Consider the following 20,802-nt stretch of genomic DNA (forward strand, 5'->3'; position numbering starts at 1 on the left):
CTGCCCCTGCAAATCCAGGCATTCACCCGAACTGCCCGACAATCAGCCCCAACGCGATCGCGATCATCACGGCGCCCGACACCCGCCCGACGATCTGCGCCGCCTGTGGCCGGGTGCGCAGCACGGCCTTGGCGCCGTAGCCGACCATCAGGTAGATCACCAGCGAACTGCACAGGTGCACCAGCCCCAGCAGCAGGATCTGCAGCGGCAGCGGCCAGTTGGAGGTGGGGTCGGTGAATTGCGGCAACAAGGCCAGGAACAGCAGGAACACCTTCGGGTTGAGCCCGCTGACACAAAACCCGCGCAGCGCCCAGCGCGAACCGGTCTCTCCCGCCTGAACCACTCCCGCCTGTGGCGCCGCCGGCTTGAGCAACAGGTTGCCCCCCAGCCACAGCAGGTAAAGGCAACCGGCAAGGGTCAGCAGCGTCAGTGCCAGCGGGTGCCCTGCGATCAGGCTACCGACCCCGGCCGCCACCACCAGGGTGGCCATGAAATGCCCGGACAACATCCCGGCCACTGCCGGCATCACCCAACGCCCGCGCATCCCGGCCGAGATCGCATAAGCCCAGTCGGCGCCGGGGGTGATGACGAACAGCAACGACACGGCCCAGAACGCGGCCAATACACTGAGGGTCATTTCGGGTGTTCCTTTCAGAGGTCTGGTTGAAAGGAAGATTACGGATTCCGCGCGGGGATTATCTTTCGTATATTGCCGATACCCTTAGAGAGCCTGGAAGATTCTTCCCCATGGATCGCACTGATCGAAAAATCCTTGCCGAACTGCAAAAGGACGGTCGCCTGTCGGTCACCGAACTGGCTGACCGCGTTGGCCTGAGCCTCTCGCCCTGCCATCGTCGGCTCAAGGCGCTGGAAGCGTCCGGGGCGATCCTCGGTTACCACGCACGCCTGGCGCCTTCGGCGGTGGGTCTGAACTTTGCGGCGCTGGTGTTCGTCACCCTGCGCGAGGTGACCCGCCAGCCAGTGGCCGACTTCGAAGCGGCGGTGACCGAGGTGCCGCAGATCGTCGAGGCGCAGCGCCTGTTCGGCGATCCGGATTACCTGCTGCATGTGGTGGCCAAGGACCTGCCAGCGTTCCAGAAGCTGTATGACGAAATCCTCACCAGCATTCCCAATGTGAAACGGCTGAGCTCCACGCTGGTGATGAAGGAAGTGATCCAGGATCGGCTGTTGCCCATGTGAGCCGGGGCCGGGGGGGGCGGGTTTGAGCGCAAATACCGGCATGGCCAGCGCCAAACCGATCAATCACCGCGAAAGAACCCGTCCCCGGCATTTCTCAACAACTCCACCATCGCCCCCGCCGCTGGCGGCAGGTAGCCTTCGGCGCGCACCGTCACCCCGACCGTGCGGCGCATGGTGGTGGCCTCCAGCGGCACTTCGCGCAGCCACGACATGCCCAGGCCATGCTCCAGCGTCTCGCGTGCGGCAAAGCTCAGCAGACGGGTCTTGGCGATCAACCGGGGCAGCAGCGAGATCGAGTTGGTCTCGATCTGCACCTCGGGCAGCGGCAACTGGTGGCTGCTGAACACATTGTCGATCCAGCGTCGCGCCGTCACCGTGGGAGCTGCCAGCACCCAACGGTAGTTGCACAGGTCCTTCAACTGCACGTCTCCCGAGAACACCGGGTGATCGGCGCTGGCCACCACCACCGCTTCGTCCTGCAGGATCGGGTAGGAACGAAACTGCGGGTCATCGACGATCAAGCCGCAGATGATCGCGTCCAGCCGCCCTGAGCGCAGCGAGTCCTTAAGCATGTCGTCCTGGCCGATCGACAGCTTCAAGGTCAGTTGCGGCGCCCGCTCCAGCAGCGAAGCGGTCAGTTGCGGCAACAGGTGCTCGGCCATGCTCGCGGCACAGCCCAAACGGATGTTGCCCACCAAACCGCTGGCAAAGTCGCGCACTTCACGCTCGGTCTCGGCGATGCTCACCTGCAACTGCTTGCCGCGCGCCAGCAACAACGCGCCAGCATCGGTCAATTTGATACGCCGGCCATCACGCTGGAACAGCCGCGCGCCCAACGACTCTTCCAGGCGCTGGATGCTTTTGCTCAGCGCCGGTTGGCTGCGGTTGAGTTGCTGTGCGGCGCGCCCCAGGTGGCCGAGTTCGGCGATGGTGGCGAAGTAAGTCAGGTCACGTAGGTCCATGATCGATGAATTTCAGTTATGGATTCATAGAAAGTAGAAAATAGACTTGATCAATCCACAGGTCGATAATTTTCTCTGTCAGCCACCTCTGGCTCTCGCCGTACAGGGAGATCGACTTGCCCACCGCCCTACCCCCCCAAGCAGCAAAGAACGCGTCCCCCACCCTGATTTTGCGATGGCTCGCGCTGATCCTCTGTGCTGGCGCCGCCGGGCAGATCCTCCATGCCCTCGCCGTGCCGGCCGGGCTGTTTCTCGGCCCCATGCTGATGGCCATCGTCTTCGGTGTATCCGGCGCGCAACTGCGCCTGCATCGCCAAGTGTTCCGCTTCGGCCAGGGCTGTGTCGGGCTGCTGGTGGCGCACTCGGTGACCTGGTCGGTGCTCGCCTCGCTGGCCGACGCCTGGCCGCTGATGCTGTTCGCCACCTTCGTCACGGTAGTGCTCAGCGCCCTGGTCGGCCTCGGTACCGTGCGCTTCGGCGGCATTCCTGGCAGCACCGCGGCCTGGGGTACTGCGCCGGGCGCGGCCTCGGCGATGGTGTCGATGGCCGAAGACAACGGCGCCGACGGACGCGTGGTGGCCACCATGCAGTACGTGCGTGTGGTGTGTGTGGTGATGATCGGCTCGCTGGTCAGTCACCTACTGGGCGCCACCAGCGTTGCTGGCGACGCGGCCCAGGCCGCGGTGGTCGTCGACAGCGTGCAACTGGGCAACCTGCTGCTCGGTCTTGGCGTGGTGCTGGTGGGCGTTGCCGTCGGCTCGAAGATGCCCGCCGGTGCCCTGCTGATGCCGTTGATGCTTGGCGCGGTGCTGCAACTGACGGGGGTGTTGCACGTCAGCCTGCCCAGCGAAGTGCTGGCCATCGCCTACGGCGCCATCGGCTGCTACATCGGCCTGCGCTTCGACCGCCAGACGGTGCGCTACGTGTGGAAGCGTCTGCCGACCATGATCGCCGGCGCCGTGGTGCTGATCCTGCTCTGCGCGGGCTGTGCCTGGCTGCTGGCACGGCTCGCCGGCACCGACTTCCTGTCCATGTACTTGGCCACCAGCCCCGGCGGCCTGGATGCGATGGCGATCATCGCGGTGGAAACCCACGCCGATGTCGGCATGGTCCTGGCGATGCAGACGCTGCGCCTGTTCGGGGTGATCCTGACCGGTGCGTATCTGGCCCGGCAGATCATTCGCCTCACCCAGAACGCCCACTGAAGGGTGCACCAGGCCGAGGGGTAGCTATCCTTCCCCGCACAACAACGACAAGTGCCTGGTAGTCCGCCCCATGAACATCCTGTACGACGAGCGCCTGGACGGCGCACTGCTCACGGTCGACAAGGCCGCGCTGCTGGACACCCTGCGCAGCGCCCTGCCCGACCTCGACATCCTGCACACCGAGCAAGACCTGCGCCCCTACGAATGCGACGGCCTCAGCGCCTACCGCGTGGTGCCATTGCTGGTGGTGCTGCCACAACGCCTGGAACAGGTTCAGGCGCTGCTGAAAATCTGCCACGCGCACCAGGTGCCGGTGGTGGCCCGGGGAGCCGGTACCGGCCTGTCGGGCGGAGCTCTGCCGCTGGCGCAGGGGATTCTGCTGGTGATGGCGCGCTTCAATCGCATCCTTGAAATCAATCCAGCAGGTCGCTTCGCCCGTGCCCAACCGGGTGTACGCAACCTCGCGATCTCCCAGGCAGCGGCGCCACACGGACTTTACTACGCGCCCGATCCCTCGTCACAGATCGCCTGCTCGATCGGCGGCAATGTCGCGGAGAACGCCGGGGGTGTGCATTGCCTGAAGTACGGCCTGACCGTGCACAACCTGCTCAAGGTCGAAGTCCTCACCATCGAGGGCGAATACCTGACGCTGGGCAGCGATGCCCTGGACGCCCCAGGCTTCGACCTGCTGGCGCTGTTCACCGGCTCCGAAGGCTTGCTGGGCATCGTCACCGAAGTCACCGTCAAGCTGCTGCCCAAGCCACAGGTGGCGCGGGTGTTGCTGGCCAGTTTCGACAGCGTGGAAAAGGCCGCTCGTGCGGTGGCCGACATCATCGGCGCAGGCATCATTCCCGCAGGCCTTGAGATGATGGACAACCTGTCGCTACGGGCCGCCGAAGACTTCATCCATGCAGGCTATCCGGCCGAGGCCGCCGCCATCCTGCTGTGCGAGCTCGACGGCGTGGACGCAGACGTGAACGACGACTGCCTGCGCGTCGAGGCCGTGCTCAAGACAGCCGGCGCCAGCGAGGTACGCCTGGCGCGTGACGAGGCTGAGCGCGTGCGCTTCTGGGCAGGCCGCAAGAACGCTTTTCCGGCGGTAGGGCGCATTTCCCCCGACTACTACTGCATGGACGGCACCATCCCGCGCCGGGCACTGCCGGGGGTGCTGCACGGCATCGGCGAGCTGTCGCGCGAGCATGGCCTGCGCGTGGCCAACGTGTTTCATGCCGGCGACGGCAACATGCACCCCTTGATCCTGTTCGACGCCAACCAGCCCGGCGAGCTGGAGCGTGCCGAGGTCCTCGGCGGCAAGATCCTGGAACTGTGCGTGGCGGTGGGCGGCAGCATCACCGGCGAGCACGGCGTGGGACGCGAGAAGATCAACCAGATGTGCGCGCAATTCAACGCCGACGAGCTGACGCTGTTCCATGCGGTCAAGCACGCCTTCGACCCGCTGGGCTTGCTCAACCCTGGCAAGAACATCCCGACCCTGCAGCGCTGCGCCGAATTCGGCGCGATGCACGTGCACCACGGCCAGTTACCCTTCCCCGACCTGGAGCGTTTCTGATGGATCAGGATCACGATGCCAGCGCCGGCCTGCTTGAGCAGGTGCGCCAGGCCCTCGAGCAGCGTACGCCATTGCGTATCCAGGGCAGTGACAGCAAAGCCATGCTCGGTCGTCCGGTCGACGGCCAGACCCTCGACACCCGCAACCATCGCGGCATCGTCAGCTACGACCCCACCGAGCTGGTACTCACGGCACGCGCCGGCACGCCGCTGCGCGAGATCGAGGCTGTGCTGTATGAGGCCGGGCAGATGCTGCCGTTCGAACCACCACACCTGGGCGACGGCGCCACGCTGGGCGGGATGGTCGCGGCCGGGCTGGCAGGGCCACGTCGGCCTTGGGCGGGCTCGGTACGCGACCATGTGCTCGGCACCCGAGTCATCACCGGGCACGGCAAGCTGTTGCGCTTCGGTGGCGAGGTGATGAAGAACGTCGCGGGCTACGACCTGTCGCGCCTGTTGGCCGGCAGTTTCGGCTGCCTGGGGGTGTTGACCGAGGTATCGCTGAAGGTGCTGCCGCGACCGCGCACTTGCCAGAGCCTGCGCCTGACGATGGATCTTCGGCAAGCCCTGGGCGAGCTGGCAGCCTGGGGTCAGCAAGCGCTGCCGATCACAGCCGCCTGCCATGACGGCGACGCCCTGCACCTGCGCCTGGAAGGCGGGGAAGGCTCCGTGACCTCTGCCGCCGAGCGCCTGGGCGGCGCGCCGCTGGACAACCGCTATTGGCACGATCTGCGTGAGCAACGCCTGGCCTTCTTCGCCGCTGACGAGCCCTTGTGGCGCCTGTCACTGCCGCATAACAGCCCACCGCTCAGCCTGCCCGGCCGCCAGTTGCTCGACTGGGGTGGTGCCCAACGCTGGCTGAAATCCACCGCCTCGCCCAGCGTCATCCGCGAAGCCGTCGCAGGCCTCGGCGGCCATGCCACGCTGCATGCCTGCCACAGCGCCGGGTTCCATCCGCTGCCCGAGCCATTGCTGCGGTACCAGCGCAACCTCAAGCGACAACTCGATCCTCGCGGCATCTTCAACCCCGGCCGCCTGTATGCCGACATATGAGGGCCAGCCATGCAGACCAACCTGAGCGAACAGGCCAAGCGCCTGCCACGGGCCGACGAGGCCGAGCGTATCCTGCGCAATTGCGTGCACTGTGGCTTCTGCACCGCCACCTGTCCGACCTATCAACTGCTGGGCGATGAGCTGGATGGGCCGCGTGGGCGCATCTACCTGATCAAGCTGCTACTCGAAGGGCAACCGCCTACCGCCAGCACCCAGACTCACCTGGACCGCTGCCTGAGCTGTCGCAACTGCGAGACCACCTGCCCGTCCGGGGTGGAGTATCACAACCTGCTGGACATCGGTCGTGCCGCGGTCGACGCGCAGGTGCCGCGGCCGCTGGGCGAGCGCCTGCTACGCCACGGATTGCGCCTGTTTGCCCCCAGGCCTGCGTTGTTCAAGGCCCTGACCCGCACAGCGAGGGCCTTTCGACCACTGCTGCCGAAGCCGGTGCAGGCCAAGCTGCCGCGCCATGAGCCTGCACTCAAGCCGCGTCCCAAGGCGCATCACGCGCGTCGGGTGCTGATGCTCGAAGGATGCGTGCAACCGGCGCTGTCGCCCAACACCAACGCGGCGGCAGCGCGGGTGCTGGATCGCCTGGGGATTTCGGTGATCGCGGCCCGTGAAGCGGGATGTTGTGGCGCCGTGGACTACCACCTCGATGCACAGGCCAGAGGCCTTGCCCGGGCTCGACGCAACATCGACGCCTGGTGGCCGGCGGTAGAAGCCGGCGCCGAAGCCATCGTGCAGACAGCCAGCGGCTGCGGTGCCTTCGTGCGTGACTATGGGCACCTGCTGGCGGCCGATCCGGCCTACGCCACCAAGGCCGCACGCATCAGCGAACTGACCCGGGACCTGGTCCAGGTGTTGCGCGAAGAGCCATTGGAGCAGTTGGGCATCCAGGCTGACCAGCGCCTGGCCTTCCATTGCCCGTGCACGCTGCAGCATGCGCAAAAGCTTGCTGGTGCAGTCGAGAGCGTGCTGCAGCGCCTGGGCTTCAGCCTGGCCTCGGTGCCGGATGGTCATCTGTGCTGTGGTTCGGCGGGTACTTATTCGTTGACCCAGCCGCTGCTGTCACGCCAGTTGCGCGACAACCGTCTGAACGCGTTGGAGAGTGGCAACCCCGAGGTGATCGTCACCGCCAACATCGGTTGCCAGCATCACCTCGACAGCGCTGGCCGAACACCGGTTCGGCACTGGATCGAACTGGTGGACGAGGCGCTGCCGAACCTCAGCCGCGCAACCGGCGCAAACGACGCCGCTGACGCACGATGACATAAGCCAGCCCCAGCACCAGCACACCAGACGCTACGACCAGGCCGACCAGTATCTGCCCATAACGTGCCATCGTCGCCTCGAAGCCACTCACCTCACGCATTACCTGAATTTGCGCCGGCCCCTCGGCATGCACGATGCTGATACCGCCCTGGGTGATCTGCGAGATGTCGGCATCGAAGTACACCCACACCCGGCACACCCCACCGGCCTCGATGGACGGGATCTCGATGATGTTGGTGGCGTTCTCGGGAATGCTGTCGTCCCCGGCGTCATCGCGCACCTGCACCAGGCCCTTGGCTGGCAGGCGGATGTGTACTTGTTTGAGTGGTTCGTCACGCGTATTGCGCAAGGTGATGAACAGCCCGGTGCGATGGTCCACCAGCCCCGCCTCGAAGGGCTTTGCGAACAACTGCATGTAGGGCATCTGCGCCTGGGCCACCAGGGCCTCGACCTGATCGCGGCTCAATGCACCCTTGGCCAGCGCCTCGACCCCGGCGAACAGCCGCTCGTACTTGAGTTGCTCACGGGCCTGGCCGATGCGCTCGTTGAACTGGCTGGGGTAGGTCAGGGCCTCGTAGGCGACATAGGCCTTCAGGCCACGATCGTCCTTGAGCGACGCATAAAGCGCGGCGCCGGCGACGACGATGACCAGCAGGCCCGCGAGGGCTTTCCCGACTTTTTCCCAGCTCACCTTGGCGGTTCCTTGTATCGCGGCATGTGCGTTTGCAGACCGGGGCCAAGCGTGCCAAGTAAACCGCCCATAGGCAAGCGTTCAGCGCCCCAGCAACACCGGCACCGACGCCACCAGCATGGCTATCCCCGACAAGGTCAGCAGCCCGAGCACCAGCCGGCGAAACGCCGCTTCGCTGATGCCCAGGTAGACCCGCGTGCCCAGTACCGTAGGGATCAGCATGGCCAGGGCCACCACGCCGAACCAGGGCAGCATCGCCGAAGTCACCACACCGGTGCCCAGGTAAGTGAGCATGGTCACCGCCAGCATCGACAGGTTGAAGTTCTGAATGACCGCGCGCTGGGTGTCGCGGTCAAAGCCGCGCACCGTGCACCACAAGGTCGGTACGGTGCCGGTGAAACCACCGATGCCACCGAGCACACCGCCAACCATACCCACCGCACCGTCCGCCAGGCGATTGCCCGGCACCCTGGGCAGGCGCGGCGCCAACAGCATCAGTGGGCACCACAGCACCAGCAGGGTGCCGAACACTGCCTTGAACCAGAGCATGTCCAGGTAGGGCAGCACCCACACACCCAGCGGGATGCCCGCAAGCCCACCCAACACGAAAGGCCAGAGCAACCGCCAACTGAAACCGCGGCGAACGGTGAACACCGCAATCAACTGCCCGGTGAGGCTGCCGAACACCGTGAGCGACGCCGCCAGGCGTGGCTCCAGGCCCCAAGCCCAGAACGACATGGCGACCATGCCGAAGGCAAAACCGGAAAGCCCCTGGACGAAACCGGCGACACAAGCGCCCAGAGCGATGAGGTAGAGCGGGTCCATGGCCAGTCCGTCGAGCGAAGGAAAGCGGCATTCTAGACCAAGCTGCACTCACTGCGGACGCCCGATCAACGCCAGGCGCAGGCCAAAACCGATCAACAGACTGGCGAAGGTCCAGCGCTGCACCACCTCGACCTTCGGATTGCGCGCCATCCAGTAGCCCAGTGCAGCGCCGATCAGGGCGTAGAACAGGTCGAACAACAGCCCGACGATCACCAGCACCACACCCAGCAGCAAGAACTGCCCACCGACCTCGCCAACACTGGCATCGATGAACTGCGGTAGCAGGACCGAACAGAACAACAACGCCTTGGGATTGCTGATATTGGTCAGCAGCCCACGCCACACCGCCGTGCCGTACGCGCGTCGGGCCACTGGCATGTCTGCACCGTTGAGATCAGGCACCAGGCTGGGCGCACGAGCGATGCGCAGGCCCAGCCAGATCAGGTACACCACGCCCACCACGCGTACCAGCTCGAAGGCCCAACCGACCGTCTTGAGCAGTACCGCCAGCCCCAATGCAGCCAGGGTCACGTGTACCGCTCGCGCAATCGCAAGGCCTACTGCGGTCGCTACTGCATAAGCGCGGCCCTGGGTGCTCGAGGTGTGCAGCACCAGCACCATGTCCGCCCCCGGGACCAGGCATACCGCGACCAGCGCACCAATGAACAGCTCCAGATTCGCCATCTTCGCCTCTCCTGCCTGCAAGGGATCATTGGCTTGAAAGCTTAACGAGCAGCGCGCCGGCGTGCGTTGCGTAGTTCACTACACGCGAGAGGATTATTGGCATATCGTGCCAATCACGATTTCAAAGAAACGGATAAATGCCAAAAATGAAACTCGACAACCTTGACCGCCGGATTCTCGCGGCCCTGCAGCGCGACGGACGCCTGACCAACGTGCAACTGGCTGAGGAAGTCGGCCTGTCACCCTCTCCTTGTCTGCGCCGCGTACGCCTGCTGGAAGAGGCCGGAATCATCCGTGGCTATCAGGCACAGATCGACCGCGATGGCGTGGGGCTGGGGTTGACGGTATTCGTTGGGGTGAAGGTGGAGCGGCACACCGAGGCATCGTCCGCCGCCTTTCGCCAGGCGGTCTCGGCGTTGAGCGAAGTGGTCTCATGCCACCTGGTGTCGGGCGAGTCGGATTTTCTGCTGCAGGTGGTGGTGCCGGACCTGCGGGCCTATGAGCGGTTCCTGATGGAGGCGCTGCTCAAGGTGCCGGGGGTGACGGACATCCGTAGCAATTTTGCGATCACCACGGTGAAGGAACAGACAGGATTGCCGCTCGGGCACCTGCCGCAGGCGGTGGGTGAACAGTGATGTGTGGGGGCAAGCAGTTGCCCCCACACAGCGCCTCAGGCGAAGCGCTCGACCTGCGCCGGGGTACGGCGCATCAGCACCTTGCCGCCACGCACCGAGACCAGCGCATATCCCTGGCTACGGATCATCTCGTAGTCATCCGGCGCCGACAGCACCAGCAGGTTCGCCGGACGCCCCACTTCGATGCCGTAGCGCTCGCCCAGGTTCAGGGTGCGCGCACTGTTGTCAGTGATCAGGTCCAGCGCCCGCTGCAGATCTTCATAGCCGAGCATGTGGCAGATATGCAGGCCCGCTTCGAGGATGCGCAGGATGTTGCCGTTACCCAGCGGGTACCACGGATCGACGATCGAATCCTGACCGAAGCACACGTTCATGCCGGCGCGATCGAGCTCAGCCACCCGGGTCACGCCACGGCGTTTCGGGAAGTTGTCGAAACGCCCTTGCAGGTGAATGCTCTCGGTCGGGCAGGACACGAAGTTGATGCCCGACATCTTCAGCAGGCGGAACAGCTTGTAGCAGTAGGCATTGTCGTAGGAACCCATGGCCACGGTGTGGCTGGCAGTGACGCGCTCGCCCATGTTGCGCACCCGCGCCTCTTCGGCGAGTACTTCGAGAAAGCGCGACTGCGGGTCATCGGTTTCGTCGCAGTGCACATCCACCAGGCAACCGGTGCGCTCGGCCAGGTCCATCAGGAACTTGACCGACGACACGCCCTGGTCACGGGTGTTTTCGAAATGCGGAATACCGCCGACCACATCGGCGCCCAGCGCGACCGCTTCGGTCATCAGTTCGCGACCGTTGGCGTACGACTCGATCCCCTCCTGGGGGAAGGCGACGATCTGCAGGTCGACCAGGTGGCGGACCTCTTCGCGCACCTCGACCATCGCCTTGAGCGCCACCAGCGTCGGATCAGTGACATCGACGTGAGTACGCACATGCTGGATGCCGTGGTCGACCAATGCGCCGATGGTCTTCTTGGCACGGGCCTTGATGTCTTCGTGGGTGGTGATGGCCTTGCGCTCGGCCCAGCACTCGATGCCCTCGAACAGCGTGCCGCTCATGTTCCAGCGCGGCTCGCCGGCGGTCAGGGTGGCGTCGAGGTGGATGTGCGGCTCGATGAAGGGCGGGATCACCAGGTTCTGCGCCGCATCGATGTCCGCAGCGTTGCTCAGTGCAACCGCCGCGTCCTGGGGTTCGATGGCGGCAATGCGATCGCCATCGAGCTCGATCCGGAACAGGCCGGTCTTGCCGCGCAGGCGGGCGTTGATGATATTCATGGGGTTACTCCTTGCCTTGGCTTTCGCTCATGCGCCAGATCAGCAGCGCGACGGAAGCATTCATGCGGAAAAGCGAGTCATCGAGCGACTGTCCGCTCAACTGCTCGATGCGTTGAATACGCTGGATGATGGTGTTGCGGTGTACGCCCAGGCGTTGCGCCGCCTGGGCGCCGTTGCCGTTTTCCTTGAGCAGTACATCGAGGGTGTGCACCAGGGCGTAGGGATGCTTGCGCCCGGCTTCGATCAGCGGGCCGAGGGTCTGGGCGACGAAGTTGTCGATCAGCGAACGGTCGGCAATCCCCTGCAGCAGGCGCAACACACCCAGCTCGCTGAAATCGCACAGGCCAGTAGCCGGCCGCATGTTCTGTGCCACTTCGAGAGCCTGGCGCGCCTCGCCCAAGGCCTGACGGTAGTGGGCGCAGTCTTCGGCCAGGCACGACAGGCCCATGAACAGCGCCATCTCGCCGGTCACCTCGGCCAGTTGCCGATACAAGGCTGCGAGCGCTGGGCGCAAGTCCGGTGCGTCGGGCAGCAGCAGCACGAAGAGGTCACCTGGCAATTGCGCCATGACCGCCCCCGCAACCGTGCGGCACCAGGCCTCCAGTTGCTCTTCGAGCGCCTGGCGGGTGTTCTGCCACAGGCGTTCGGCCTGCTCCGGTCGATGCCGCTCGAACAGGCCATCGACCGCCGACAGCCGCAGCGCGACCACACGGCGGGGCTCGTCCAGCGCCAGCTGCAGGTGTGCAGCGCGCTGGCGGGCAATGGCCAGGCTCGGGTAGTCGCCGGTCAACAGCTGGCCGAGAATGTCGTCACGCGAGCGCCGCACCTGGCCCATCTGCACCAGCGCCGTGCCGATCAGGTGGGTGACCACCACCATCTTCAAGGCGTAGGGCTGCTCGATCAGCGGTAGCCCCAACTGTTCGGCACGCTCGACCACCGCCGCCGGGATGTGCTGGATGAAGGTGCCGCCGGTGAGGATCACCATGCCGGCAATACCGACAGCATCGCCATCCTCCACCAGGCTCAGCAGGTTGGCCTCGCCACGCGGATGGTTAATACCGGTGACGAACACCAGTTCGCCGCCCATCACCCATTCGGCAATGCCTTCGTTCTCCGCCACGTAAGGCCAGCGCACCCGCCGCTGCAGGTTGCGTGCACCGGCCCGCACGGTCATCTCTTCTAGACCGGGCAGCCCCAGCAGCTCATCGAGTGCCAGGCTCACGGCTTGGCCTGTGCCACGGGGCGCACGCGCGCACCGACTTCAAGCAGGACGATGTAGCACAGCGCTGAAGCACCGATACCCACCAGCGGGGCGACCCACGGCGAGCTGTAGGCCAGCACCGCCCCCACTGCGTAGGCGAACAGGCCGGCGCGGTTGTAGCGCGGCAGGCTGACCGAAGCCAGGGTCGGATACTTGCCACGGTGGCGGTACCAGAAGTCGGCCATGATCACCCCGCCGACCGGCGGAATGATCGAACCCAGCAGCACCAGGAATGGAATCAGCCATTCATACATGCCACCGATCGCCAGCACGATGCCCACGCCGGCCGCCACCAGCGTGGCAGTACGACGACGCTCGCTGCGCACCAGGTGGCAGGTTGCCGCCGCGACGTTGTAGATGGTCGGGCCCTGAATGGTCCAGAGGTTCAGGCACAGCATCACCACGGCGGCGAACGACAGGCCCTGCAGCATCATCACTTCGACGATATCGGCTTGCTGGTAGACCATCGCGCACCAGGCGCCTGCCACCACCATCAGGCCGTTACCCACCAGGAACGCCACGACGCTGGCCGTGACCGCCACCCGGCCACTGCGCGACAGGCGTGTCCAGTTGGTGGCCTGGGTGGCGCCGCTGGCGAAGGTGCCGAAGACCATGGTCACCGCTGCCGAGAAGCTCATCGCCTCGTGCGGCACCACGGCCATCAGCCCTTCGAAACCGCCCACGTGCCGGGTGGCGATGACCATCGAAATCACCAGTAGCACGAACATCAGGGGCACCGACAGCCGTGACAGCCAATCCAGCCCCTTGAAGCCAATGATCGCAGTGATGCTGAAGCCCAATCCGAACAACACCATCAGCGGAATGGTCAGGCCCTCGGCCAGCCCCAGCAGCTTGACCAGCACGATCGCCACTGTCGCCGTGCCCCAGGCGTACCAGCCCAGCTCAGCGAAACCCAGCAGAAAATCGGAGAGCCGGCTGCCCGATTCACCAAAACAGAAACGCCCCATCAGCACTGTGTTCAGGCCACTGCGCGAGGCGATGAACGCGAGCGTTGCCGCATAGATCGCCAGCAAGGTGTTGCCGATGGTGGCAATCCACAGCATGTCGACGAAATTGAAGGCCATGCCCAGCTTGCCGCCAGCGAACATGGTGCCGGTGAAGAAGGTGAAGCTGAACAGGACCATGGCAATCGGCAGCAGGCCCTTGCGGGCGTGCTGGGGGGCTTCGGTCAGGGGGAATTCGCCGGGTGAGCTCATTTTTATAGTGTTCCAGTGTTGGGGGGTTGGCGCTGGCGGAGCAATAAGTGGGCCGGATCCAGGGTAGACAATGTTCGGACTGGGAATTGGGCTTTAACGATACCCATTAATGTGCAACACGCACATAAATTACTGATCAGGGCGAAAATTTGTGGGCTTTATATCTCATTTTGATGCACGCGTGCACCTTTGGGTGGCGGACTTGCGCCTGCGCACCGCGGGATTTCCAGCGCTTTGCGCTGACGAAGACCTTGAGCATCACAGCTATCCTTTTATGGCAGTACAATCATGGCCGCACCGCGCCAAGTCTCGGTGATGCCTATCGGTTCAGGACTTCTCAATGCCCTACCCCATCGAACAGAAACTTGTCGTCGGCGTTGCCTCCAGTGCGCTGTTCGACCTCGCTGAGTCCGACGACATCTATCAAAGTGAAGGCGTCGAAGCCTATCGCCAGCATCATGAAGCGAACCTCGACAATCCCTTCCCCAGGGGCGTGGCTTTTCCGTTCATCCGCCGCTTCCTGAGCATCAACAAGGCCTTTCCCGGGCAACTGCCAGTTGAAGTGGTGCTGCTGTCGCGCAACTCGCCGGAAACCGGGCTGCGGGTGTTTCGCTCTATCACGCATTACGGCCTGGACATCAGCCGCGCGGCCTTCATGTCTGGCCGCTCGCCCTACGAGTACATCCCGGCCTTCAATGCTTCGCTGTTCCTCAGCGCCAACGAAGAAGACGTGCAGCGCGCCATCGACGCCGACTATCCCGCCGGCCTGGTGCTGCCCACACGCATCTACGACGACGAGATCGACACCGAGCTGCGCGTGGCCTTCGACTTCGACGGCGTGATCGCCGACGACGAAGCCGAGACGGTCTACAAACAGCACAACAACCTCCATGACTTCCAGGCCCACGAGTTCGCCCGCAAGGCCATCCCGCATCAGCCGGGGCCGCTGGCGGACCTGTACCGCAAGCTCTCGCACATTCGCACCCTCGAAGACCAGAAGCTTGCACAAGACCCTGACTACAAGCGCATCCTGCGCATTGCCATCGTCACAGCGCGCAACGCACCATCCCATGAGCGCGTGGTGACCACCTTGAAAAACTGGGGCGTTTCGCCAGATGAATCGTTCTTTCTGGGTGGGATGGAGAAGGACCGTGTGTTGTCCATCCTCAAGCCGCACATGTTCTTCGATGACCAGCGCAGCCACCTGTTCTCGGCGGCCGGTAACCTGCCGATGGTGCATGTGCCGTTCGGGGTGGCCAACCGCAACGTCGCCAGCCAGCCGGCGCAGGAGGTCATGACTCAGGGCACCGGCGAGGCTACGAGTGAACAGGCGACAGGCCGATAAAGGCCGCATGCCTAGCGTTTGTCCTGCAGCATTTGCCCACGTATCTGCTCCCAGCCCATTCGCCGCTCCGCCGCCTCTTGCCACTGCGCCCGTTGCGGCTCGCGCTGCACGATTGGCAACAGCAGCGGCGGCAAGCGCTCCACCTGACTGCTGCGGGTGAATATGCACAGGCGGGTGTAGTCAGGTAGTTGGTGGAGCTTGGCCCCGAGCAGGCTGTGCGGGCACAGCAACAGCAGGTCACCGAAGGCGAACAGCTGGTAGGCCCTGACCTGCACCTTGCCATCGTGACGCAGACGGCTGTGCCAGAGCAGCGGATCGATATCGGCCAGTGTCACCTGTCGATCGAGCACGTAGCGCTGGGAGAAACCCTGGCGTACTTCCAGACTGCCGGCCACCGAATAGGTGATGCTCGACATCGCGCCCTTCGCAGTGGTGAGGAAGATCACGAAGAACAGCAAGGCGCCGCCGATGCCTGCGGCGAACTTGCGGTAGATATCGCCCTTGAACACGAAGTACAACATCGAAGGCAGCAGGCTCATCAGCAGCCTGAACAGTGAAAAGCCTGCCACGAACGACACCGCCGCCTCGTTATCCCGCCCGACGTAGGTGTCGATGATCAACAGCATCGACAACGAACTGGCGATGACGGCGAACACCAGGGTGAACGAAAGAAAGATCCCAAGAAACCAGCGATCGGCCTTGCCCTTGTTCTTCGGCACCGCGAGAACGAACAACGACCTGAACGACCGGGAGAAGAACAGCGCGGCAAACGCCAGCACGGTGGCTACCGAGATCAACAGCATGGCAACGCCGGGGCTGAGCATTCGATGATGGAAGAAGCCCAGGACGATGAAGGCGGCGTAGCCCACCGCCAACGGGATCACCAGCCACAGCGCGACATGGCGGGTGAGCCAGCGCACCCTGCCGAACAGCGATACCGCCGTGCCGTAGAGCCACGACGAGCCCATCAGGATGATCAGGTGCGAGAACATCACCGCGACGACCACAAACATCCATGCGGCGAGTGACGACTTGGAATCCAGCGCCGACATGAACAGGTCGGCGCGACCGATGGCCCGGGTGTAGATGTACAGGCTCACGCTGCCGAGGAAGGTCCCGAGGAACACCAGCGTGACGGTGAACGGCGTCCAGTGCGTCAGCACCCGCTTGAGGTTCTTGCGAAACACCTGGGCGAAGGTCGGGCGCACGCGGCGCACCCGGAGTTTAGCGGATTGCGAGGTCCTGCTCATTTCGAGGCCTGTCCATGGTCTGCAACTACGAGGCCGGGGAATCTATCACGCTTGCCCGCGTGAATCCCGGTGTCTGCTTGCCGATGCGTCCTGCATCGACGGCTTGCGGTATCGCTAGGCCCCCTCCTCGACAGGCACCTCACCGCGTACGATGGTCAGTTGGCCGTCGATCATCGCCTTGCTCATGCCGCACAGGTAATGGGTGGCGCGCATGAGCGGTTCGGCATCCTGTGGTTTGTCGATGGCTCGTCGGGTGAGTTCGGTCACGCAGCCGAGCAGCGTGGAAATTTCCATCAGCGTTTCCTTCGGCGGCAGCCCGGGTATCGCCTGGACCCAGGCCATGCGTGGCTCGCGGCGGATACGTGCGGGCGCGCTGACCAGTTTCAGGCTCCCGCGCTTATTCGATTGGTCGTCGTTGTCCATGGCTCCCCCAGCGTTGGTTGAAAAGCGCCCGTCGCACACCCTCGCCCGTGTTCCAGCCCGACCCACGCGAACCTGGCGTGTGTCTCTGCCCGTCGGCTGAAAACGCGGTGACGATGTGCGACTGGCCCCGGGAGAGTAGAAGCACGGACGCCGCCACACAACGGCAAAACCCGGGGAAATGGTATCCCCGGAAATGCCCTACGATGTATTAGGAAGGTTCGCGAAATAGCCCCTAGGCCGGTCGCAATCCGCAAGCATGCGCCGACCACGGCGCGTCATCAGGAAGTCCATTCCTCACCACCCGGCCAGTCCTTGGTGGGGATATCGGCCAAGGTGCCGTCCTTGATCCCGTCGATGCCGTAGCGCTCGATCGAATCGCCCAGCAACGAGCCGAACTTGTCCGACTTGACCTGCTCCTGCCCTTCCTTGACCAGGCCCGGGATGATCGCCGCCAGCACCGCCACGCCCGCGCCGAGGAAACCCAGCACCCCGGCCGTGGCCGCCAGGCCCGGAAGGAAGCGCGGCAGGTTGGCGCCAAGCAGGCCGAGGCCGCCCTCCACCGCCGAGGCACTGCCCGCCAGCACGCCCAACGAGCCGGCAGTGATGCCGAAGCCACCGGCCAGCTTGTCGCCACGACGCAGCGCGTTCACACCATCGAAGATGCCATAGGCGCCGGCCACGATACCGGCCAGCCCGCCGATGCCTTTAGCAGCTTCCTCGAAGTTCTTCGCCACCACCTTGGCGTGCTTGCCATCCTTGACGTTGGCCTTGACCTCATCGAGCAGGTCGAGCATCACCTTGCCATCCTTCATGTCGGTCAGCGTCTGCTCACCGTTCTTGATCGCTTTGGTCAAGTGCTCCTGGTAACCCTTGGAACCGCCTTCGATCAGCACCGTGGTGGTCTGCACCGACCCGGTGGTGATATCGACGATGTTGCGATCGGTGAGCTTGCCGCCGCTCTGCGCGCCGCGGGCGATGGTGACACCGGCCAGGAACAGGCCGCTCACCCCGTGCAGCACACCGCTGCCATAGGCGCCCTTGGCGTTGCCGTTGGGGTCGAAGTCCGACAGCTTGCCCATCTTGTCCAGGGCCTTGGTGCCCTGGCGGAACAGGTCCCAGTTGCCACGGAAGCCCGCCAGCACCTGGTCGGTGGTGGCCACTGTGCCATCCTGGTTGAGCAACAGCTCGGGGCTCTCGTCGCGCATCTGGTCGATCAGCTTGCGCACCTTGTCCTCGTCCAGCTCTTCGCCACCGTCCTTGCCGAACGTGGTCTTGAGGTCGTCGAAGCTGGCGTCCTTGAACAGGTTCTCCTGGGTGATGGTGGAGAAGTTGTCGTTGAGCTGCTTGTCATACTCGGCGGTGAACTGCGGGTCGAGTGCCGAGTTGTAGAGCGCCACCTCCAGGCTGAACTCCGCGGCGGCCTGCGCTGGCGAGTTCTCCTTGAGCAGTTCGCGCATGCGTTCGCCGGTGGCCAACTTATCCTTGTAGAAGGTCTTGAAGTCTTCATTGTGCGACGACTTGCCGACCGCGCCCTGGATCGCCTTGGCGTCGTCGATACCGAGGATCGACTGCAGGCTGGTGGCGGTGGCATAGAAGCTGGCCAGCGCAGTGTGCTGGTCGGTCTTGCCATCCTTGGTGTTGGCGTCCCAGGCAGCGTCCAGCGCCTTGCCAGACTTGACCTCATCTTCGTAGGTCTTGCTGACGGCATCCTTGAGCCCAGGGTTTTCCTCGAACAGCGTCTTCACTGCCTCATCGCCCGCGCTCTTGAGATAATCGGCGGTTTCCTTGTCGTTCTGCAGGATGGCCATGTGGTCGTTGATGTCTTCCAGCAGCTTTTGCGGCTCCCAGATCGCACCGGAACGGTTGGCGATGGCGACCTTTCCGTAGTCGCTGTTCCACACCCCGGCATTGGCGCCGTCGACCACCAGTTTCTGCGCCTCCTGCAGATCCAGCAGTACGGCGGCCTTTTCCTCGGCGCTGTACTTTTCCGGGTGGGCGAAGACATCCTCGCCCAGCTTGCGGGTGTCGACCTTGCCGGTGACATTGCCGGCGGCGACATCGGTGATCAGGCTGGCCAGCCCTTGGGCATCGGTGGGTGAGCCGCTCTTCAGCCAGTTCTGCACGTCCTCGCGACTGACCTTGCCGTCAGGCTTGTCGCCAATGTTGTTGCTGGCGGTATCGACCTTGCGGAATGCGCCTGGCTGGGCGAAGAAGTTCAGCGCTTCTTGCTCCTGCTTGCTCAGTTGCGGATTCTGCTTGAGGTAGTCCTTGATGTTGTCTGCGGTGACTGCGCCGTCGGCGCCAGTCTTGCCGCGGATCGAATCGTACTTGGCATCGAAGATCGCTCCATACTGGGCGATCTGCTTGGAGCCTGCATCGGCATCTGGATTGGCCTTGAGGAAATCCTTGTAGCTGCCAACCTGATCGAAGCCTTCAGGCTTGGCCAGCGACTCGAAACCGAACTTGCCGAAGTCCTGCAGGCGCCCGGCCTCGGTGCCGTGACGCGCCTCGCCGCTCTTGGTGAAGCCATCGACACTGCTGTTGGCCACATCCTTGCCGGTGAGCGCCTTGCCGTCCTCGTCATAGCCCACCACTCGGTCGAGCACCTGGCTGGCCCGGAAGGCGGCGTTGGGATCATTGTCGAAATCGCCGACCTGCTCCCTCAGCGCATCCTTCACCCCGCTCTGGTTGCCGAGGTTCTTGAGCAGCGGATTGTCATCGATGATGTCCTGCGCCGAACGCTTGTCGTCCTCGGGCAGTTCCCAGACAACGCCGGCCTTTTCCGCTGCCTCGCGACGCTTGTCATCCTTGCCCACGTCGTCGACATGCTGCAGCTCGCCCTTGAGGCTCTCGAACCCGTACTTGCCAAAATCCTGCAGGCGCCCGGCTTCGGTGCCATGCCTGGCATCGCCGCCCTTGGTGAAACCGTCGATGCTGGTGTTGTCGACATCCTTGCCGGCCAAGCGCTCGCCGTTCTCGTCGTAGCGCACCACGTGGTCCAGCACCTGGGTCGCGCGATAGGCCGCATCGGCATCGTGCTCGAAGTCGCCGACCTGCTCCTTGAGCATGTCCTTGACCCCGCTCTGGTTGCCCAGGTTCTTGAGCAGTGGGCTGTCGTCGATGATCTGCTGCGCCGAACGTTTGTCGCCTTCGGGGCGCTCCCACCGGATACCCGCCGCCTCGGCCTTGCTGCGTGCCTCGGGGTCATCGTTGACCGCCTCGATGTGCTTGAGCTCCCCCTTGAGGTTTTCCCAACCGTACTTGCCGAAGTCCTGCAAGCGCCCGGCCTCGGTACCGTGCTTGGCATCACCGCCCTTGGTGAAACCATCGACCTTGCCGTTGTCGATATCGCCACCGACCAGCCGCGAACCGCCCTCGTCGAAGCGCTCGATGTGGTCCAGTACCTGGGTGGCGCGGTAGGCCGCATCGGCGTCGTGCTCGAAATCTCCGACCCGCTCGCGCAGCTTGTCCTTTACCCCGCTCTGGTTACCGAGGTTCTTCAACAGCGGGCTATCGTCGATGATTTCCTGTGCGGAACGGTTGTCGTCCTTCGGGCGCTGCCATTCGATGCCGGCGTCCTTGGCCTTGGCACGATCGACCGCATCGCCCCAGTCGGCACTGGCGTCCTTCTTGGTGAGCGTCTTGATATCGGAGGCGTTGGTGACCGGAGCTGACATGCGCGTTCTCCCTGAAGGTGGCTGCCGGGTTGGCGGGCCCGAGGTGTGTGAGTGCAGGGAAAAGCAGCGAGATGACTGAACGATGACAGCCATGCTGGCGATCAGCCGCTTTTCGCAGCTGCACGCCCGTGATCATTGGGCGTATCGCGCCTGTGAAACGTTGTGAAATCACCCGATGGAACATCTGTCGGTCTTAGGCCTCCCACACTAACGCAGGGCGAAAGGCGCGCTGCCCATGAAGATCCGGAGGCTT

Annotated in this window: 18 protein-coding genes; 7 read left to right on the forward strand and 11 right to left on the reverse strand. The window is 64.1% G+C overall.

The features are described from left to right. Nucleotides 1-22 precede the first annotated feature (22 nt). Nucleotides 23-637 carry a LysE family translocator gene (locus tag APH44_RS07255; RefSeq protein ID WP_054892026.1) on the reverse strand — a complete coding sequence of 205 codons (615 nt, stop codon included), beginning with the start codon at nucleotides 635-637 and terminating at the stop codon, nucleotides 23-25. A 110-nt stretch (nucleotides 638-747) separates the two neighbouring features. On the opposite strand from APH44_RS07255, the gene APH44_RS07260 reads away from it, so the two are divergent. Continuing rightward, nucleotides 748-1,200 carry an Lrp/AsnC family transcriptional regulator gene (locus tag APH44_RS07260; protein ID WP_054892027.1) on the forward strand — a complete coding sequence of 151 codons (453 nt, stop codon included), beginning with the start codon at nucleotides 748-750 and terminating at the stop codon, nucleotides 1,198-1,200. 59 nt (nucleotides 1,201-1,259) lie between these two features. On the opposite strand, the gene APH44_RS07265 is transcribed toward APH44_RS07260, so the two are convergent. Further along, on the reverse strand, nucleotides 1,260-2,162 hold the full coding sequence (locus tag APH44_RS07265; protein ID WP_054892028.1) for a LysR family transcriptional regulator: 903 nt from the start codon (nucleotides 2,160-2,162) through the stop codon (nucleotides 1,260-1,262). Between the two features lie 116 nt (nucleotides 2,163-2,278). Between APH44_RS07265 and APH44_RS07270 the strand changes: the two genes are divergently transcribed. The 4 genes from APH44_RS07270 (at nucleotide 2,279) to glcF (ending at nucleotide 7,261) form a co-directional block, all read left to right on the forward strand. Next, a complete protein-coding gene (locus APH44_RS07270) occupies nucleotides 2,279-3,367 on the forward strand; it encodes an AbrB family transcriptional regulator (RefSeq protein WP_177339366.1) in 1,089 nt (362 codons plus the stop codon). Nucleotides 3,368-3,437: 70 nt separating this feature from the next. Continuing rightward, entirely contained in the window at nucleotides 3,438-4,937 is a 1,500-nt protein-coding gene (gene glcD, locus APH44_RS07275) for a glycolate oxidase subunit GlcD (RefSeq protein WP_054892029.1), read from the forward strand. Next, nucleotides 4,937-5,989, forward strand: coding sequence for a glycolate oxidase subunit GlcE (gene glcE, locus APH44_RS07280; protein WP_054892030.1), 1,053 nt, complete (start codon nucleotides 4,937-4,939; stop codon nucleotides 5,987-5,989). The genes glcD and glcE overlap by 1 nt, the downstream gene beginning before the upstream one ends. Nucleotides 5,990-5,998: 9 nt before the next feature. Next, nucleotides 5,999-7,261: a glycolate oxidase subunit GlcF gene (glcF, locus tag APH44_RS07285; RefSeq protein WP_054892031.1), complete on the forward strand. Its 1,263-nt coding sequence runs from the start codon at nucleotides 5,999-6,001 to the stop codon at nucleotides 7,259-7,261. On the opposite strand, the gene APH44_RS07290 is transcribed toward glcF, so the two are convergent. The 3 genes from APH44_RS07290 to APH44_RS07300 all read right to left on the reverse strand — a co-directional run bounded on the left by APH44_RS07290 (nucleotide 7,218) and on the right by APH44_RS07300 (nucleotide 9,464). Continuing rightward, nucleotides 7,218-7,955: a hypothetical protein gene (locus APH44_RS07290; RefSeq protein WP_054892032.1), complete on the reverse strand. Its 738-nt coding sequence runs from the start codon at nucleotides 7,953-7,955 to the stop codon at nucleotides 7,218-7,220. The two genes, glcF and APH44_RS07290, sit on opposite strands and share 44 nt — an antisense overlap. Nucleotides 7,956-8,036: 81 nt before the next feature. Beyond that, the gene (locus tag APH44_RS07295; RefSeq protein ID WP_054892033.1) at nucleotides 8,037-8,780 is read right to left on the reverse strand and encodes a sulfite exporter TauE/SafE family protein; all 744 of its coding nucleotides are present in this window, start codon (nucleotides 8,778-8,780) and stop codon (nucleotides 8,037-8,039) included. A 48-nt stretch (nucleotides 8,781-8,828) separates the two neighbouring features. Next, nucleotides 8,829-9,464 (reverse strand): LysE family translocator, encoded by a 636-nt coding sequence (locus APH44_RS07300; protein WP_054892034.1) that lies wholly within the window; start codon nucleotides 9,462-9,464, stop codon nucleotides 8,829-8,831. A gap of 146 nt (nucleotides 9,465-9,610) precedes the next feature. Here APH44_RS07300 and APH44_RS07305 point away from each other — a divergent pair, with 146 nt between their 5' ends. Beyond that, nucleotides 9,611-10,099, forward strand: a complete 489-nt coding sequence (locus APH44_RS07305) for an Lrp/AsnC family transcriptional regulator (protein ID WP_054892035.1) — start codon at nucleotides 9,611-9,613, stop codon at nucleotides 10,097-10,099. 35 nt (nucleotides 10,100-10,134) lie between these two features. Here APH44_RS07305 and codA read toward each other — a convergent pair whose 3' ends face one another. Genes codA through codB form a run of 3 tightly spaced genes read right to left on the reverse strand, consistent with a single transcriptional unit; the run spans nucleotide 10,135 to nucleotide 13,854 of the window. Continuing rightward, a complete protein-coding gene (gene codA / locus APH44_RS07310; protein WP_054892036.1) occupies nucleotides 10,135-11,376 on the reverse strand; it encodes a cytosine deaminase in 1,242 nt (413 codons plus the stop codon). 4 nt (nucleotides 11,377-11,380) lie between these two features. Continuing rightward, nucleotides 11,381-12,598 carry a PucR family transcriptional regulator gene (locus tag APH44_RS07315; RefSeq protein ID WP_054892037.1) on the reverse strand — a complete coding sequence of 406 codons (1,218 nt, stop codon included), beginning with the start codon at nucleotides 12,596-12,598 and terminating at the stop codon, nucleotides 11,381-11,383. Then, on the reverse strand, nucleotides 12,595-13,854 hold the full coding sequence (gene codB / locus APH44_RS07320) for a cytosine permease (RefSeq protein ID WP_054892038.1): 1,260 nt from the start codon (nucleotides 13,852-13,854) through the stop codon (nucleotides 12,595-12,597). Before codB ends, APH44_RS07315 begins: the two co-directional genes overlap by 4 nt. 340 nt (nucleotides 13,855-14,194) lie before the next feature. On the opposite strand from codB, the gene APH44_RS07325 reads away from it, so the two are divergent. Beyond that, complete coding sequence (locus tag APH44_RS07325; RefSeq protein ID WP_054892039.1) at nucleotides 14,195-15,199, forward strand: 5'-nucleotidase; 1,005 nt, start codon at nucleotides 14,195-14,197, stop codon at nucleotides 15,197-15,199. An 11-nt stretch (nucleotides 15,200-15,210) separates the two neighbouring features. Here the strand turns inward: APH44_RS07325 and APH44_RS07330 are convergent, their stop codons facing one another. The 3 genes from APH44_RS07330 to APH44_RS07340 form a co-directional block, all read right to left on the reverse strand. Beyond that, on the reverse strand, nucleotides 15,211-16,449 hold the full coding sequence (locus APH44_RS07330; RefSeq protein WP_156343732.1) for a hypothetical protein: 1,239 nt from the start codon (nucleotides 16,447-16,449) through the stop codon (nucleotides 15,211-15,213). 114 nt (nucleotides 16,450-16,563) lie between these two features. After that, on the reverse strand, nucleotides 16,564-16,872 hold the full coding sequence (locus APH44_RS07335) for a DUF3077 domain-containing protein (RefSeq protein ID WP_054892041.1): 309 nt from the start codon (nucleotides 16,870-16,872) through the stop codon (nucleotides 16,564-16,566). Between the two features lie 278 nt (nucleotides 16,873-17,150). Then, on the reverse strand, nucleotides 17,151-20,549 hold the full coding sequence (locus APH44_RS07340) for a type III effector HrpK domain-containing protein (protein ID WP_054892042.1): 3,399 nt from the start codon (nucleotides 20,547-20,549) through the stop codon (nucleotides 17,151-17,153). Nucleotides 20,550-20,802: the final 253 nt, after the last annotated feature.

Source organism: Pseudomonas sp. NBRC 111143 (assembly GCF_001320965.1).
Lineage (GTDB): Bacteria > Pseudomonadota > Gammaproteobacteria > Pseudomonadales > Pseudomonadaceae > Aquipseudomonas > Aquipseudomonas machongensis.

Coding starts and splice junctions, on each gene's coding strand:
- APH44_RS07300 (WP_054892034.1), bottom strand. CDS start 9,464: ATGGCGAATCTGGAGCTGTTCATTGGTGCGCTGGTCGCGGTATGCCTG.
- APH44_RS07330 (WP_156343732.1), bottom strand. CDS start 16,449: ATGAGCAGGACCTCGCAATCCGCTAAACTCCGGGTGCGCCGCGTGCGC.
- APH44_RS07305 (WP_054892035.1), top strand. CDS start 9,611: ATGAAACTCGACAACCTTGACCGCCGGATTCTCGCGGCCCTGCAGCGC.
- APH44_RS07265 (WP_054892028.1), bottom strand. CDS start 2,162: ATGGACCTACGTGACCTGACTTACTTCGCCACCATCGCCGAACTCGGC.
- APH44_RS07335 (WP_054892041.1), bottom strand. CDS start 16,872: ATGGACAACGACGACCAATCGAATAAGCGCGGGAGCCTGAAACTGGTC.
- codB (WP_054892038.1), bottom strand. CDS start 13,854: ATGAGCTCACCCGGCGAATTCCCCCTGACCGAAGCCCCCCAGCACGCC.
- glcE (WP_054892030.1), top strand. CDS start 4,937: ATGGATCAGGATCACGATGCCAGCGCCGGCCTGCTTGAGCAGGTGCGC.
- APH44_RS07295 (WP_054892033.1), bottom strand. CDS start 8,780: ATGGACCCGCTCTACCTCATCGCTCTGGGCGCTTGTGTCGCCGGTTTC.
- APH44_RS07255 (WP_054892026.1), bottom strand. CDS start 637: ATGACCCTCAGTGTATTGGCCGCGTTCTGGGCCGTGTCGTTGCTGTTC.
- APH44_RS07340 (WP_054892042.1), bottom strand. CDS start 20,549: ATGTCAGCTCCGGTCACCAACGCCTCCGATATCAAGACGCTCACCAAG.
- glcD (WP_054892029.1), top strand. CDS start 3,438: ATGAACATCCTGTACGACGAGCGCCTGGACGGCGCACTGCTCACGGTC.
- APH44_RS07260 (WP_054892027.1), top strand. CDS start 748: ATGGATCGCACTGATCGAAAAATCCTTGCCGAACTGCAAAAGGACGGT.
- APH44_RS07325 (WP_054892039.1), top strand. CDS start 14,195: ATGCCCTACCCCATCGAACAGAAACTTGTCGTCGGCGTTGCCTCCAGT.
- codA (WP_054892036.1), bottom strand. CDS start 11,376: ATGAATATCATCAACGCCCGCCTGCGCGGCAAGACCGGCCTGTTCCGG.
- glcF (WP_054892031.1), top strand. CDS start 5,999: ATGCAGACCAACCTGAGCGAACAGGCCAAGCGCCTGCCACGGGCCGAC.